General features: G+C 69.0%; 13 protein-coding genes and 2 pseudogenes. 6 read left to right on the top strand and 9 right to left on the bottom strand.

Going from position 1 to position 14,643, the window contains the following annotated elements:
* Positions 1–110 precede the first annotated feature (110 nt).
* From BG482_RS43685 to BG482_RS01280, 3 genes and pseudogenes are all read right to left on the bottom strand, one after another.
* Positions 111–437: a hypothetical protein gene (locus BG482_RS43685; RefSeq protein ID WP_176741278.1), complete on the bottom strand. Its 327-nt coding sequence runs from the start codon at positions 435–437 to the stop codon at positions 111–113.
* Positions 438–519: 82 nt separating this feature from the next.
* Positions 520–1,141: pseudogene (locus BG482_RS01275) on the bottom strand (cadmium resistance transporter).
* A gap of 172 nt (positions 1,142–1,313) precedes the next feature.
* Positions 1,314–1,757, bottom strand: a complete 444-nt coding sequence (locus tag BG482_RS01280) for a DUF3592 domain-containing protein (RefSeq protein WP_069766904.1) — start codon at positions 1,755–1,757, stop codon at positions 1,314–1,316.
* Between the two features lie 566 nt (positions 1,758–2,323).
* Between BG482_RS01280 and BG482_RS40290 the strand changes: the two genes are divergently transcribed.
* Complete coding sequence (locus tag BG482_RS40290; protein ID WP_079141489.1) at positions 2,324–2,740, top strand: peptidase inhibitor family I36 protein; 417 nt, start codon at positions 2,324–2,326, stop codon at positions 2,738–2,740.
* Positions 2,741–2,958: 218 nt separating this feature from the next.
* On the opposite strand, the gene BG482_RS01285 is transcribed toward BG482_RS40290, so the two are convergent.
* Positions 2,959–3,726: an IS5/IS1182 family transposase gene (locus BG482_RS01285; RefSeq protein WP_069766905.1), complete on the bottom strand. Its 768-nt coding sequence runs from the start codon at positions 3,724–3,726 to the stop codon at positions 2,959–2,961.
* Positions 3,727–3,835: 109 nt separating this feature from the next.
* Here BG482_RS01285 and BG482_RS40295 point away from each other — a divergent pair, with 109 nt between their 5' ends.
* On the top strand, positions 3,836–4,318 hold the full coding sequence (locus tag BG482_RS40295; RefSeq protein WP_256096151.1) for a hypothetical protein: 483 nt from the start codon (positions 3,836–3,838) through the stop codon (positions 4,316–4,318).
* An 87-nt stretch (positions 4,319–4,405) separates the two neighbouring features.
* Here the strand turns inward: BG482_RS40295 and BG482_RS40300 are convergent.
* Together BG482_RS40300 and BG482_RS01295 are read right to left on the bottom strand one after the other, a co-directional pair.
* Positions 4,406–4,694 (bottom strand): annotated as a pseudogene (locus BG482_RS40300) (IS701 family transposase); the annotation flags it as partial.
* Complete coding sequence (locus BG482_RS01295) at positions 4,687–6,369, bottom strand: FAD-dependent monooxygenase (protein WP_069766907.1); 1,683 nt, start codon at positions 6,367–6,369, stop codon at positions 4,687–4,689. The pseudogene BG482_RS40300 and the gene BG482_RS01295, both read right to left, overlap by 8 nt.
* A 213-nt stretch (positions 6,370–6,582) precedes the next feature.
* Between BG482_RS01295 and BG482_RS01300 the strand changes: the two genes are divergently transcribed.
* Positions 6,583–6,882 (top strand): hypothetical protein, encoded by a 300-nt coding sequence (locus tag BG482_RS01300; RefSeq protein WP_069766908.1) that lies wholly within the window; start codon positions 6,583–6,585, stop codon positions 6,880–6,882.
* A 568-nt stretch (positions 6,883–7,450) separates the two neighbouring features.
* Here BG482_RS01300 and BG482_RS01305 read toward each other — a convergent pair.
* Complete coding sequence (locus BG482_RS01305; RefSeq protein ID WP_256096152.1) at positions 7,451–8,914, bottom strand: MFS transporter; 1,464 nt, start codon at positions 8,912–8,914, stop codon at positions 7,451–7,453.
* A 176-nt stretch (positions 8,915–9,090) separates the two neighbouring features.
* On the opposite strand from BG482_RS01305, the gene BG482_RS01310 reads away from it, so the two are divergent.
* Complete coding sequence (locus BG482_RS01310) at positions 9,091–9,597, top strand: helix-turn-helix domain-containing protein (RefSeq protein WP_069766910.1); 507 nt, start codon at positions 9,091–9,093, stop codon at positions 9,595–9,597.
* Positions 9,598–9,962: 365 nt separating this feature from the next.
* Positions 9,963–10,466, top strand: coding sequence for a GNAT family N-acetyltransferase (locus BG482_RS01315; protein ID WP_069766911.1), 504 nt, complete (start codon positions 9,963–9,965; stop codon positions 10,464–10,466).
* 173 nt (positions 10,467–10,639) lie between these two features.
* Here BG482_RS01315 and BG482_RS45975 read toward each other — a convergent pair whose 3' ends face one another.
* On the bottom strand, positions 10,640–10,858 hold the full coding sequence (locus BG482_RS45975) for a transposase (RefSeq protein WP_218108753.1): 219 nt from the start codon (positions 10,856–10,858) through the stop codon (positions 10,640–10,642).
* Positions 10,859–12,262: 1,404 nt separating this feature from the next.
* A complete protein-coding gene (locus tag BG482_RS01325) occupies positions 12,263–13,405 on the bottom strand; it encodes a winged helix DNA-binding domain-containing protein (RefSeq protein ID WP_069766912.1) in 1,143 nt (380 codons plus the stop codon).
* A 456-nt stretch (positions 13,406–13,861) separates the two neighbouring features.
* On the opposite strand from BG482_RS01325, the gene BG482_RS01330 reads away from it, so the two are divergent.
* Positions 13,862–14,623, top strand: a complete 762-nt coding sequence (locus BG482_RS01330; RefSeq protein ID WP_069767048.1) for a hypothetical protein — start codon at positions 13,862–13,864, stop codon at positions 14,621–14,623.
* Positions 14,624–14,643 lie beyond the last annotated feature (20 nt).

Genomic DNA, 14,643 nt, shown 5'->3' on the forward strand with positions numbered 1-14,643 from the left:
GACCTGCCGGTTTATGCGATTGATCCCAACACTGCTGCAACCGAACAGCGAACACTCGCAACCTGCTGCCGACCGTTCCTGAAAGGAGAACGCGGTGACCAGCAGCGCTATCAGCTCCCGTCCCACCCGGCGGCCGGCGAACGGCCAAGGCCGATGACCACGACCGTGATTTTGGCGATGATCGGCGGCATCACCCTGATCCTGACCGCCGCCGCCCGTATCCCCCCGGCGCTCGAGGAGTTCCTGCGCGCCTGCATCCCCGTGGCCACCGCTCTGCGTGAAGTCCACACCGCTTTCAAAGGACGACCCCCTCGCGATGACTCGGTCGAGAACGACGATCGAGAGTCGGCCTCATCTCCTTCTGCGGCCAAGCCTTCATGGCCGAACAGGGCGAGATCCTGCACCGACGACCCCGAAGACCCCATGCGCACCGCCATGCGCCAGATGACGGGCGTGTTCGCCCAGCTGGACCGCGGGATGACCGTGGCCAAGCTCCGCCGCGGCCGCCGCGGATTCCGCTCAGAGGCCGAAGGCGCCGCCTTCGACGAGGATGAGCAGGCCGATGGCGATGAGGACCACGGGCAGCAGGATGTGGCCCCAGCGGGCGAGGGCCTTGGCGATGACTGGACGGGTGGCGAAGAACTTGCCCGCGAAGCACCACACGGCGACCAGGAGCAGGAAGACGATCGCGTACACGCTCATGCCGCCGATGCCGGCGGTGGTGAACACCGGGACGTAGACGCCGATGTTGTCGCCGCCGTTGGCGAAGGTCACCGAGGCGACCTCCAGGGAGCTCGGTCCGCCCTCCCTGGCGATGGCCTCGTCGCTCTCGCCAATCCGGTGGTTCTTCCATACCTGCCACGCGGCCTTGAGACCGAGAGCCAGCGGAAGCAGTCCGAGGTAGGGGATGGCCGACTCGGGCAGGAACGTTGCGCCGAACGCGGCGGCCACGGCCACGGCCAGGATGGCCGCGAAACCGAGGTACTGGCCGAGCACGACCTTCCGGGTGGACCCCGCTCTTGCTGGCGCCCCGGGCGAAGAACAGCGCCAGGATCAGGATGTCGTCGATGTTGGTGACGGCGAACAGCCCGGCCGCCTGCCCGATGATGCCCAGGTTCACGAACCCGCCTGCTCCACTCATATGACAAGACTCAATGACCCTACTTGGGCCCGAACGAAGAGCCGCGGCCGTCCTGACCAGTGTGATCAGGGTTCGCTGTCATGAACCGATTGGCGGTCCACTTCGATGACATCGATCCAAGTTCGCCGTCACCGGACACGGATCGCCGGGTTCCTGCGGAAGCCGCCGGTGATCAGCCAGTGATCAGTAGCACCAGGAGGACCGACAGGGTGCCGGCTGTGAGCGCCGCTCCGACGACGGTGAACACCAAGTAGAACCACTTGGGTTCCCAGCCTCGGATCTCGAAGCAGCGGGGGTTCTTCGCGTCGTAGAGGACCGTCACGGAGCTGCCAATCCCGTAGCCGTGGAGAACTGTGCCGCGGCCGAAGCTGGAGGGGTACGTGCAGTCAAGTCCGTCCCGGGTCGTCCAGACCACGACGGGGTGGTGGTACTTGGCTCCGTCGTCGTCTCGCCTGGTGTCGTGACGCACGACTCGGCCTACAGCCGTGATGCCGGTGCGTCGCAGCGCGCTGGCGCGGCGGAGTCCATACAGGCCAGCGCAGAGGAAGCTCACACCGATCAGCAACGGTATGAGCGAGAAGAGCCATTCGCGTTCCATGTGGTGTCCGACGCGCATGTGACGACATTGGTTGCCGGTGTAGACGTGCCGCCCTTCGGTACCGCGCCGGAAGGCGAGCGCACGGCGATCTCGGTCAGATCGAAGTCCTTGGCGATCCGACCGACCGAGCGGTCACCACGTCGGCACAGCTCGATCTCCGCCTTGAAACTCCGGCATGAACGAGCGACGAGGGCGAGGCTTGTCCTTCCCCATGCTCTCCATGATGGACATCCCCAAGGGCTGAACCCCTGATCTCGGATGTCCGCCAAAGTGGATCAAGCCCAGAGTCCAGTGGGGGCGGGTCGAGTCGGGCTCAAGCGGCATGGTCGGGGGCACTTCCTCCCCACGGGGCACCGAACAGTGCAGGGTCGGAACACTGCCTCTTCACCAGTACAAGGCGAGTTCGAACCGCGCGGTACCCCTGAGGTTTACCGCAAAGATACCCCGCTCGTTTGACGCCCGCCCCCCGGGGCGCTGGCATCGTCAGGCCATCGCTTGCCCCAGCACGGCACCGCCGATCGTCCTCAGCCCGGGAGCCTGCGGAACAAGCGCAGTTCACTGAGACACGAGATCAAGGAGGAGTAATGCACGCCACTCGAAAGATCGTTTCTGTCCTGTCCTTGGGAGCCGCACTGGTTCTGGCGGTGCCCATCACCGCAGATGCCGCCAATCCTGCCGCTGCCCGGACACACGCCCAGGCCAGCGTCACGTGCCCGCAGGGCTTCGTGTGCATTTACCCGAACAGCGACTTTGGCGGGCAGCCGTACGTCAAGCGTGCCTCGGACGGCAGCGTCAGTCACCTCCCGGATTACATCCGCAGTAAGGGCAGTTCCGTCATCAATAACTCAAGCAGGACCGCACGGGTCTACCAGAGCGACAACTACAGTGGCCGTCGTGTGTGTGTAGGGCGCAATGGAGGTTCCATACAGGACCTGCGCTCTTACCAGCTCAACGACACCACGCACTCCCTGAAGAACAACGACACGGCCTGTGGTGGCTAGGGAGCTCCCACGATCCGGCACAGACACCGGCGGTAGGACGCTGCCCATGCATCCTCAACAATCTCGCCGGGTTTGCAGCAGCCCAGAATTCCGGGTTCAGTCGAAGTCGCAGACCTCCAATGCCCTTCCTCTTACTCTGAAGCAGGGAGGCTAAAGGCTGTCCCGTAAGTGATCTTCGAGTTGGTGCGGGTGAGCTCGGCTGCCGTGAAGGTCGTTGCCTATCCGCTGAGGACGAGGTTGTGCAGTCGGGCGATGCCGAGCATGGCGAAGTAGATGCCGTCGCCTTTGAGGCGGCAGTCCCGCAAGATCTTCCAGCCCTTCATTCGGGCGAAGGTGTGCTCGACGCGGGCGCGAATTCGCTTGTGGGAGCGGTTGTGTTCTTCCTTCCAGGCCGGCAGGTCGCTCCCCTTGGCGCGTCGGTGTGGGATGATCAGGCCGGTCCCCTGGTAGCCGCCGTCGGCGATCGTCATGGTGGTACCAACGGCGGCCTTGGCTCCGGACTCTTCCCAACCGCGGGAGTCGTGCCGATTTCCGGGCAAGGGCCGGCCGACTACGACGACCAGACGGGTGTCGGCGTCGATGACGACCTGGTGGGCTGTGGAGTAGCGATAGTTCTTGGACTGCTCGGCGATCGTGCGGTCGCGGGTCGGCACCAAGGTTCCGTCCGCGATGAGCACCGTGTCCTTACGGAACCGCCTTCGCTGCCGGAGCGCCAACAGCGGCCCTAGGTGGTCGATGATCCGGTCTGCGGCCGACTTGGAAATCCCCAACAGCGGAGCCAGCTGCCGTATCGTCAAGTTCGTGCGCCAGTAGGCCGTGACCAGCAGGACTCGGTCCTCCAGCGGCAGACTCCAGGGACGTCCGCGCTGTTGATGTGCAACTCGCTCGCGTCGTACCTCGGCTACCAGCTTGGCGAAGCAGCGCGGGGTCAGCCCCGTGAAGGGCTCTATCCAGGACGGCACTGACGCCGTGATCACACCAGCCACAACGTGATCGTTTCACTTTGGAGGAAGCAGCTCACGACAGGCTGTAGATCACGCAGCAGCAACCAACATGCCGGTGTCACATAGGCATTGACCAGTCCAGAATCGTGTCATGGACGAAGACGATCGCCGTGAGGCGGCAGCACGCTCATTCTTGTCCTGCGCAGCCGAAGTGGCTCGACTGCTGGACCTGGAGACCGGGACAGACGTGCCGGAAGCTCGACGTGCTCGGCACCTGGCCCATGCTGTCCGCAAGCCGCTGTTGGGGAGCGCCAGCCTGCCCGAGGAGTTCTTCGCCCCGCTCATGGCCGCAGCTGTCTACGACCCGGACCCCAGCTTCTGCCGCTGGTTCGTCGAGCCGGCGGTTTACGCGTTCGGTCGCCGTCGGGTGATGACGGCGCTGCTTGAGTATCTCCGGACCGGCACGGAAGCGGAGCGAGCGGGCGCCAAGCGGGCTTGGTACTGCGCCCACGTGCCGTTACGTGCAGATCGATCCCCGGCCTATGCACCCGGCGGAAGTCGCGATCCAGCCCTGGATGAAACCCGCGACGTCGCGGACGAGTGGCGTGCGGTTTCCGACGCCCAGCATGGATAGGACGCCTCGCGGGACCGCAACGAAGCCTGACGCCACGCAGGAGGGTTGCGGGACAACCTTTAATACTCCAGCTGCAGATCGTGATCTTCATGTCTGGGATGCGGCTTGCCGCCGGTAGTGACTGGTGCGTGATCGTGCCTCGTGGCGGCGCCAGTCGGAACAGGCAAGCGGGGTGGGCCGCGTCGCGGACGGGCCGGACGACGAGCGCGATGAACAGGCGGCAGATCTCGTTGCAGGACAGCGGGATCAGGTCGTCCGGTGGGGGCCGGTGTGCGTGTTCGTCGGCGCGGACGACGGCGAGGAAGGCGTGGGCCAGCATCGCGAGGGTGACCCAGCGGGCCCAGCATGGGTAGCGGCGGACCTGGTGCTCATCCAAGCCCGGCCAGTCCCTTCGAGGGTTCTTGTCGCACGGGCTGGAAGACCTGCGCGAGGTGGCCGGTCAGTCGCCGGCCGTCCGGCGGGGTGAGTCGGGCGCCCAGGTAGCCGTCCGGACGGACGAGGAAGGCCGCGCTCCGACGGGTCCCGTAGGTGCGGGCGAACTCGCCCCGGGCGTCGCGGTAGACCGGCAGCCGGGTGGTGCCGGCGGACGCGCGACCGGCGAGCAGTACGCAGGTCTCCACCCGTCCATGGGACAGCGTCGTTGCGATCGCCGCGAGTTCGTCGAACCCCCAGGCGGCCCCACCGTCGTCGCCGTACAGCAGCAGGACGTGTTCGCGGCCCCGTAGGAGGTCGTACAGGCGCAGCGGGTAGCGAGCGATCTCGGTGGCGAGGCCGGTGCAGTCGGGGGCTCTGTCACCGGCCTGCGGGCCGGGTGGGTCGTCGTCGGGCTGCCCCACGATCGGGCTGTCGCGGTAGCCGACGAGCAGCTGGGCTTCGCGCTGCATCAGGATGGCGGGGTCCGCCGGGTCGGCTTGGACTCCCTCGGTGGCGTGCCGGACGGTGCGGCCGACAACTTCCGCCCCCACCGGGTGCCGCTCGGCGTCGTAGCTGTCGAGGAGCCGGTCGGCGGCGATGCCCTCGACGGCGAGGGCGAGTTTCCAGGCGAGGTTGTAGGCGTCCTGGATGCCTGTGTTCATGCCCTGCGCGCCGGTGGGCGGGTGGATGTGCGCGGCGTCCCCGGCCACGAGGACCCGGCCCCGGCCGTAGCGGTCCACCAGTCGGTGGCTGATGCGGAACACCGAGGACCAGCGCATCGCTCTGGCGGTGGTGGGGCGCGGCGACAGCCGGTCCAGGACTGTCTGGATGTGCGCGAGCGTCGGCGCGGGGCCGCCCTCCAGGCCGTGTGCCACCTGTCCTCGGCCGGGTTCGGGGCGGTCGGCCTGCCGGGTGGCCGACAGCTCAGCGGGCACTGCCATCGACATCCGGTAGCGGCCCGGTCCGGGCAGCGGGATGCACACCAGCACGTCGTCGACGCTTCCGTCGGCAGCGCGGTGCATGGCGCGCACGCCGTACCCGTGCGGCAGGTCCCAGCCGACCTCGACGTCGGCAAGCATGTACTCCTCGGGGAAGGCACCCCCTTCGAAGCCGAGCCCCAGGCCCTTGCGGACGGCGCTGTGCGCGCCGTCGCAGCCCACCAGGTACCGGGAGCGGACCTCCTCCTCGGCACCGGAGGAGTCGACCAGCCGGCTGGTCACCCCGTCGGCGTCCTGGGCGAAGGACAGCAGCTCGGTGCCGCGTTCGATCCGGGTGCCGAAGCCGGTCAGGAATTCCTCCAGGATCCGCTCGGTCTCATACTGCGGTAGCGCGGCGAAGCCGTAGGGCACTTCCGGTGGCAGTGCCAGGTCGATCCGGGGCTGTTCGACACCGTTGAGGTAAGTCAGCTGCCCGCGCATCGGCACTGCCGCGTCCAGCACGGCGCGTACCAGGCCCATCCGGTCCCAGATCTCCAGCGTGCGTGGTTGGATGCCGACAGCCTTCGCGTACGGCAGCCTGGCCGGCAGCCGATCGACGATCCGGCAGGCGATCTTGCGCCGCCGCAGTTCCGCGGCGGCAGTCAGCCCGACCGGGCCCGCGCCGACGACCAGGACGTCCGGTGTTCGGGTGTGCGCCAATGGAACCTCCCGGGCGTGCCCTGGATCTCCCCTCGATTCGATCGTCGCAGGCGGCCCGCACCCCGGCCACCGCTGGCCGCTCGACATCGGCTCGCCCTGGGCATCGTGATCCCCGGCATCAGGACGTGGCTCAGGGAGGCGAGCCGCACGCAGCGGGCCACGAGCACCCGGCCGGGCCGCCGCCCCTCGGTGGGCGGTGTTCGAGGGAGCAGCGTGCAACGCACCCCTTGTCCCCACGAGCAAGCCTTCGACGACGACGTAGAACCCGGCGTCCGGGGCGTAGCGAGCGGTCAGGTCGATCAGGCCGATGTTCGCGGCGCGGGGGCTGTCGCGTTCGCGGAGGACGACACGGCGGAGGTTGTCCTGGCCGACCAGGGCCAGGCCGCGGCCGAACCGCTCGCGCAGGCCGTCCGCGACAGACGATTTCCCCGAGGCGCTGTTACCGCGCAGGACAATCAGCCGGGTCTCTCCGGTACCCGGCATCACGGCGCTCACGCTGTCGACGGCCGGTGACAACGCGGGGGCGTTGAGGGACGGGGCTTACTCCGACTCCCGCATGGGTGGTCCTCCTCCCCCGCATATGAGGGTTACTCGGAATCCGGTTCGGGGACATGGGAGACCGGCAACGTGTCTGACGGCCGTCAGAGGGGTGCTCAGTCAGGGTGCTGGTACTCGTCGGCCCCGGCTTCCCGCAGTGCGTGCGGCGAGCCCACTTCGAGAAGATGCTCGCTCAACTCGCCGGCGCCACCACTGCGAACGTTCGCATGATCGAGGCCGACCCAGGTGACTGGGCATCGATGCCGCGCGAGCAGCAGATCGACTGCAGTAGGGCAGGGAACCCATCAGGCGGGCCGAGTGCAGCAGGATGCTCAGCACTGCCTGTGCGTGCTCAACACTGCCTGTGCGGGTGAGGTGCCCCTGCAAGCCCCCGCCGCCCCGACGTAGCCCTCGTCAGCCTGGCACACCCGCGGCGGCGCGGGACCCTCGCCCAGCTCCCGGCTGGCTTCGCCTTTGTCGGCGCCGCCCGCGCCCACGCGACAGCCGTCTTCGTCCTCCCGTGGCTCGGTGGCTCTTCGCTACGTCAACTTGCCGTGTTGCGATGCCGTACGAAGATCGCTGTGGGGATGGCGACGACGAGCAGGGTGATGCCGCCGGTCAGCAGGCCGAGGTGGACGGCGTCGGTGAAGGCGCGTGCGGCGGCGTCGGTGACGGTGGGGGCGAGAGCGGCGGGCAGTTCGCCGGTCGCGTCGCCATGGACGGCGCCGGCGGTGATGCGGGCGGCGTCCGGGGCTGGAATACCTGCGGTGATCAGGCGGTCTTCGAGGTAGTGGGGGAAGCGGGTGGTGACGATGGTGCCGAGGACGCTGGGGCCGAGGACGGAACCGATCTGCCGGAACATGTTGACCGTGGCACTGGCCATGCCGGCCTGCAGCCGCGGAACGCTGTTGACCGCGGCTGCGGTCGAGGGGGCGGTCAGGAGTGCGGAGCCCATGCCCGCGATGAGCAGTCCGGGCCACAGGGCGTCGTAGCCGGTGAAGGGGCCGATGGCCAACAGGGCGAGGGCTCCGGCGCCCAGCACGACGAGGCCCGCGGTCAGCATGAGGGTGAAGCCGACCTTCTGGACGAGGCGGCTGGAGAGCGCACTGACGACGATGTAGGTGGCGAACATGGCCAGCAGCCGGGCGCCGGTTGCCAGTGCGGACAGCTGCTGGACGCGTTCCATGTACAGCACGGCGAGCAGTGAGGTGCCGACGAAGCCGAACATGGAGGCCGCGGCGACGCCCATCACCGCGGTGTAGGAGGGGTTGCGGAACAGGCGCAGGTCGAGCATGGGGTCGTGGTGGCGTACTTCGGCGGTCAGGAAGAGGGCGAGGGAGACGGCGAAGACGGCGTACATGGTCAGGATGCGGCCGGAGGCGTAGCCGGAGGAGCCGCCCTCGATGATCGCGTAGGTCGCTGAGGCGATCGCGATGGTGCCCAGGAGGACTCCGGGAAGGTCCGGCCGCCGGGTGGGGTGCTTGGACTCGGTCACGAGGAACGGGGTGAGGAGCACGGTGAGTGCGCCGATGGCGACGTCGATCAGGTACACCGAGTGCCACGTGAAGTGGTTCAGGAGCAGGCCGGCGCCGATCGGGCCGACGGCGAGTCCGAGGCCGGAGCAGCTGGCCCAGGCGCCGATGGCTTTGGTCCGCTGGTGCGGATCGGTGAACGAGTGGCTGACGATCGACAGGCTGGCGGGCAGGACGGCCGCGCCGCCGAGGCCCATGACCGCCTGAGCGGTGATCAGCAGCCCTGTGCCGTCGGCGGTGTAGGCGAGCACGCTGCCCGCGGTGAAGACGGCCGCGCCTGCGAGGAAGACCAAGCGGCGTCCGATCAGGTCGGCGAGGGTGCCGGCGGACATCACCAGGCTGGCGACGACGAGGGTGTAGGCGCTGGTCACCCAGACCAGCGTGCTGGGCGAGGGGTGCAGATCCTGCTGGATGGCTCCGAGCGCGCCGATGGTGGACGAGACGTTGACGAACGCCATCATCACGCCGAGGCACACGGTGAGTACGCCTCGCCAGGGCGGGGCGGGTGTTGCGGCGTGCCCGGCTGGAGGAGTGGCGGGCGCTGGGGCGGGCGGGTGTGCGGCGTCTGCCGCATACGGCTGACTGCTGTTTTGCATAGCCAGGAACGTAGCAGCCTGACTGCTGAAATCGCTAGCCAGGATAGGATGGGGGCATGGAACGCGTTGACCGGCAGAGCGAAGAGGCAGTGTTCACGCGCGTGGGCGAGTTCGCCGACCGGGACGCCTTCACGGCGGCCGGCTGGTGCGCCATGGAGAGATCACTGCAAGTGGTCGGCACCCGTTCGGCAATGATGCTGGTCAGGGAGGCTTTCTACGGCGGGCGCCGGTTCGATGACCTGGTACGGCGCACCGGTCTCGCCGAGACGGTCGCCTCCAAGCGGCTGCGGCAGCTGGTGGCCGACGGGCTGATGGAGCGCACCCCCTACCGGGAGCCGGGCGCGCGCACCCGGTACGAGTACGTGCTGACGGCCCGAGGCCGGGACCTGTTCCCGCTCTTCGTGGCCCTGATGCGGTGGGGGCAGCCCGCGGAGGACGGCGTGCGCGGCGGAGTGGAACTCACCCACGCCGGCTGTGGCGCCACGCTGGTGCCCGCGGTGCGGTGCGAGGCCGGGCATGACGTGCCCATCGGTGAGACCGAGGCACGCATCGCCTCCAGGTAGTCGACGCCTGCATTCGTGCTACCGCTGGCAGACGAGGGCGCGGGCGCGGTGAAGGGCTCGCGGGAGGGCGGGCCCGCCCTCAGGCGAAACACGCCCCGGTCCAGCCCCCATGACGGGGCATCAGCGATGCGCCTTCGGAACTAGGCGCAATGCCGATACGCACAGGGCAGGCCGCGGGGAGGGACCGAGGGGAGGGCGCGCTGAGCCGTTTCACGGCCCGCGCTCCTGCGGTCACATACGACCACGACGGGACAGCTTGGAAGATGAACCGTCGGATTGCCGAGGTCCTGCACGGCTGCGGGGGACGCCTAGACGCCTAGACGCCTAGGGGATCGGACGGGCGCGCACTGCTACGGTCGGGCGCCATGAGCTGGCTTCCCGACGACTTCGTCCACCCCGTCCTGGTACCACTGCCGGGCGGCGGTCATCACCTGCGGCCGATCCGGGAGGCGGACACCCCGCTCGACTATCCGGCCGTGATGGGTTCGCGTGAGCGGCTGTGGACCCTCTTCGGCCCGGCCTGGGGCTGGCCCGCGGCCACCATGACCTACGAGGCCGACCAGGCCGACCTGTTGCGGCACGAGAAGGAGATCGCCGCACACGAGTCTTTCAACTACGCGCTGTTCGACGCGGCGGAGACAGCTCTGCTCGGCTGCGTCTACATCGATCCACCGGGAAGGGCCGGCGCGGACGGCGAGGTTTCCTGGTGGGTGGTGAACGCGCTGGTGGGCAGCAAGGTCGAGCAGGCCCTCGACGAGTTGGTGCTGCAGTGGATCGCCGCCGACTGGCCGTTCCAGCAGCCGTGCTTCCCTGGCCGCGAGATCTCCCGGTCGGACTGGCTCGCCCTGCCGGAGCCCCCCGACGCGTAGTCCCGTTCCCGGCGGCGGTGCTGCATCAGCCGGCCGGAGGTCCGCTCGATCAGCCACCGTTACGGCAGCGGCTCGACCCCTTCGAACGTGGCCCCTGCACCACCGCGACGTCCCCAGGGCGGCGCCGTAGTTGAAACTGCCGTCCTGGTAACCGCCGTCGGCCCAGACCTTGGTCACGGGTCACGCGGGGATGTGCTTCGGCCAAGTCGTCGAGCAGGCGCTTGCCGCCGGTGGTGGCGTGCACGTTTCGCGGTGATGAGCAGGACGGTCAGTACCAGATCGAGCGTGTCGGTGATCAGGTGCCGCTTGCGTCCTTTGATCTTCTTGCCGGCGTCGATGCCCTGGCCGGTCTCGGCGACGTTGGCCGAGGTCACGCTCTGCGCGTCCACCATGGCCGCGGTGGGCTGGGCGCTGCCGCCAGGGAACCGACGGGTCTTGTCGCGTACAGGTGGTGGACCTGCTGTGTGGTGCCGGCGTCCCACGTCGCGTAATAGTCGTGGGACGGTCTACACCACGACTGCCTGCCGGCCGCCCGCGTCGATTGCTCGAATCAGTCGTGGCCGGTATCTATCGCCGTGGCTGGTATCTGATGCATGGTGTGCCCATAGACACACCCCCGCCATTCCAGGCGGAGGACCCCTTGGCCGGTCCTGTCGCCCCGTGCACGACAGGACCCGCTGCGCCTCCCGGCTCCCCACGGGAGGCCACGCGGCTGCCCGAAACGCTCCATCCGGCTCCTCCGTAGCACCACCCGCTCGGCCCGTACCGCCGGCCACACCCGATCACGCCTTCACCTGCGAATCACAGACGCGATAGCGCCCCCACGCTTACGAAACCGCGGCAGAACCCGCCACACGCGCGCAGATCAGCGGCCGGGCCGAGGTCTTGGAACGTCTCATCTGCCAGCCCGCCGACCCCAGCGAGTGACGGGGCTCCCAGCACGCTTGCCTTTCGTCACCTCAAGCGGCTCACCGAAGATGCCGCCCAACTGATGCCCTTGCCCAACCAGCGCCCGGCCCCAGGGGCCAGCTCGAACCCACTCCGGCACCTACGACCCCGACGCCATGGGCGGTCGAATCCACAACCCTCAGGAACCTGTCGGGGTCGTCGGGTTCCGCCAGGCGGCCCGGCTCCAGCCACGAGCCGTCGCTGAAATGGAGCCGGAACGTGGCGAATCCCCGGGGCCGACCGGCCCCGCCCTCCACACGGGCTTCGGAGACCGGGTATTCCGCGACGATCCGAAAGTCGTCCGCCGTCGTGGACGACAGCCGGCGCCGAGGCGATACGGCCACGCAGACGCGGTCGCGGGTCAGCATCACCAGGCGCTTCGGGTTGGGCAAGAGTGAGTACCAGCCCAGGAGCAGCCGGCCCGTGCTCAGGTTCCAGTCGCCGTCGAAGACGCCGTTGCTGGGTCCTCCGCGCGGCCATGGCCCCCTGCCGACCCTTGTCGGTCAACAACCCTACGGTCACGTGCTGTTGAGCAGCCTCCCGGTCCCCGCCGCGACCGCGGCTCCGATCGCGTGCGGCCGAGTCGGTCACCGCGTCTGTCGATCAGCATCATCGGAACGATCACGAAGAAGGACGCGACCGCCCCGACGTACAGCAGCCAGTGGTGCCCCGGCGTGAGCAGACCCTTTCCCGGCGCGGTGGACGTCCGCGGGCGGTTTCGGGATCCCCTTGTGGATCTCGCACCGGACCACGGCCATGGGGTCCTCCCCCGATATCGCCCGCACCCGCCGCTGAACCTTGCGCTTCGCCATGCGAGAGATCCTGGGAAGCCCTGATGCGGGCCCGGTTCACTCCACCGTGACCGTCCTGCTCTCGACGCCCGGGATCCCCTTGTCCCACCAGTGGTTGTAGCGGCGGTACGGGGCCGGGTCCCTGTCCGCGATCAGGGCAAACAACTGCCGCGCCTCCTCGGTCAGGCCGCGCCAGGCCGCCTTGTCGAGTTTGCGGAACGCGGTCAGTTCCAGGCCTTTGCCCGCCGTGCGCCACACCCCGGCGACCTGACCGTCGACCAGCAGGGTGGGCAGCACGTCGCCGTTGCGCCGGACGACGAGCGGTCGGTACTCCTGCGGCATCAGGCGCCCCGGGAGGGCGTGGGCCAGCAGCGTGCTGTCCCACATCGGCAGCAGCCTGGGCGGCGCGGGGGTGTCCTCGGCGGGCACGGTGGCGCCCGCCAGGTCGAAGAGTGCGGCGCGGGCCGGCCCGGGAACGCGCACCACCTGATCGCGGAGATCACTCAGCGCCTGGTTGATCACGGGCCGTCCCAGCAGGGTGAAGCGTGCGAAGTCCGGTGCCGACGCCGGTCCGAAGGCCCGCAGGTAGGAGATCAGGAGCCGCCGTACGCCCGCCGTGGCGTCCTTCGCCTCGTCTGCCGGGTCGACGCCCGAGGCGAGATAGGTGTTCGGCAGCTTGAAGGACCACGAAGCGCCGGTCGGGGTGTGCTGGATCGGCGCGTACGTCCTCAGAGCCCACCACAGGCGGTGCGCGTCGCCACCGAGGCTCTCGCTGAACTCGGCCTCCACGTCGGCTCCGGTGCGGGGGCGGGCCAGGAACTCGGCGAGCCGCGGAAGCAGCGTGTCGGCGTCCTCCTCGCTCAGCCCGGTCGAGGTGTAGCGGCGGTCGTACAGCCGTGACGCCCGCAGGCTCCGGACCATGGCGGCGTGGTACGGCGCGTAGTCGTCTGCGTGGACGGCGTGCAGGGTGATCCGCATGAGAGTCGCCTTCACGATCCTGCGGTCCGTGAAGGCCGCGTCGAGATCCTCGGGCATGAAGCCCTCCACGCGGCTCCACAGAGCCAGGTAGGGCGAAGCGGGCGCCTGGGCCTGAACGGCGCAGACCTGGCGGACCGCCTCCACCACGTCGAGGCGCCTGCGCTCCAGGAGGAGCTGCCGGTCCAGGGTCGCCAGGGTGAGCTGCCGCGCTGTGAGGGTCACACCCGGATTATCCTGCCCGGTCGGCGTCGACGGCGCCGCTCGTCCTTGCCGGAGGGGGTGCCATGAACGCTCAGGACTGGTACGACGACACCGCTCACGAGGACGCGGTCGAGCATTCCAAGCCGGTGACACAGGCCGGATGGACGGCGATTCTGGGCCTGTCAGGACTGCTGGGCGTGGCCGCGATCGGCGCCGCTGTCATTGCGTGGCCCCCCGCCGCCGCCATGGATCTACGTCGTCATGACGGCCACACGCCGGGACCCCCGCATTCGTCGCCGATCCGGGTGGTGAAGCGTGGCGCGCCCTGGCAAGCGCCGCTGACGCGTCGTGCGGAGCATCTCGTGAACCCGCAAAAGGATCGCCCACCACCCCTGATACGGCGTCAGGGTCCGCTCAGGGTCGAGGCGGGGGAGTCACCGATGGCGGTTGCCCGGTCGTGGCGAGCAGGCTGTGCTCATGTTGAACACGACGCCCGTTGGCCGCCGTCCGTCGCTCCCCCGCCGTGCCGCGCTCGCCCTCGCCGGGGCCGCTGCCCTGACGGGGCTGGTGGGGGCGTACACCCCTAGCTACGCCGCCTCGGACCCGGGGTCCGCCACCCCGGCGTCCGCCACCGACTTCAGCGACTGCCCCGCCCTTCCGGCCGGCGCAGACCCGGCTCTGTGGCGGTGCGAAGTCCACACCGCGGCACCCCGGTTGACGTTGGGGAAGGTCGAGGTGGCGCTCGCCCCGATCACCATGACGCACGCCGAGGGGCCGATGTCCGACGGCTCCAAGGCGCAGGTCTGGGGCGCGATGCACAGCGTGCCCACCCCCGTTCCGGGCGGACTCACCGGCACCGCCACGGGTGAGCACCCACGACAGCTCCGCCTGGCGATCGAGCCGCAGTACGGGGGCCGGTCCGACTTCTACGCCGGGCAGTTGAGCCTGCGCCTGCGGCTGTCGAGCCCACTGCTGCCGCGCGGCTGCACCATAGGGGCGAGCACGCCGGTCGACTTCCAGCTCAAGCGGTCGGGCCCCTCCAAGTGGGTCTCACAGGATCCGCCGATCATCGAGTTCTCGGCCTACGACGACACCTTCACCGCCCCCGCCGCCGAACACTGCGGGCCCCTGACAGGGCCCCTCAACCGCCGACTGGGCCTGCCGGCGCCGAGCGGCAACCTGATGACGTACGACGCGTCCTACACATTCCGGATGTACGACCAACTGCCCACCGCGTAGAACCAGAAGCCGACCACCGC

Source organism: Streptomyces sp. LUP30 (assembly GCF_001746365.1).
In the GTDB taxonomy this organism is placed as follows: Bacteria; Actinomycetota; Actinomycetes; order Streptomycetales; family Streptomycetaceae; genus Streptomyces.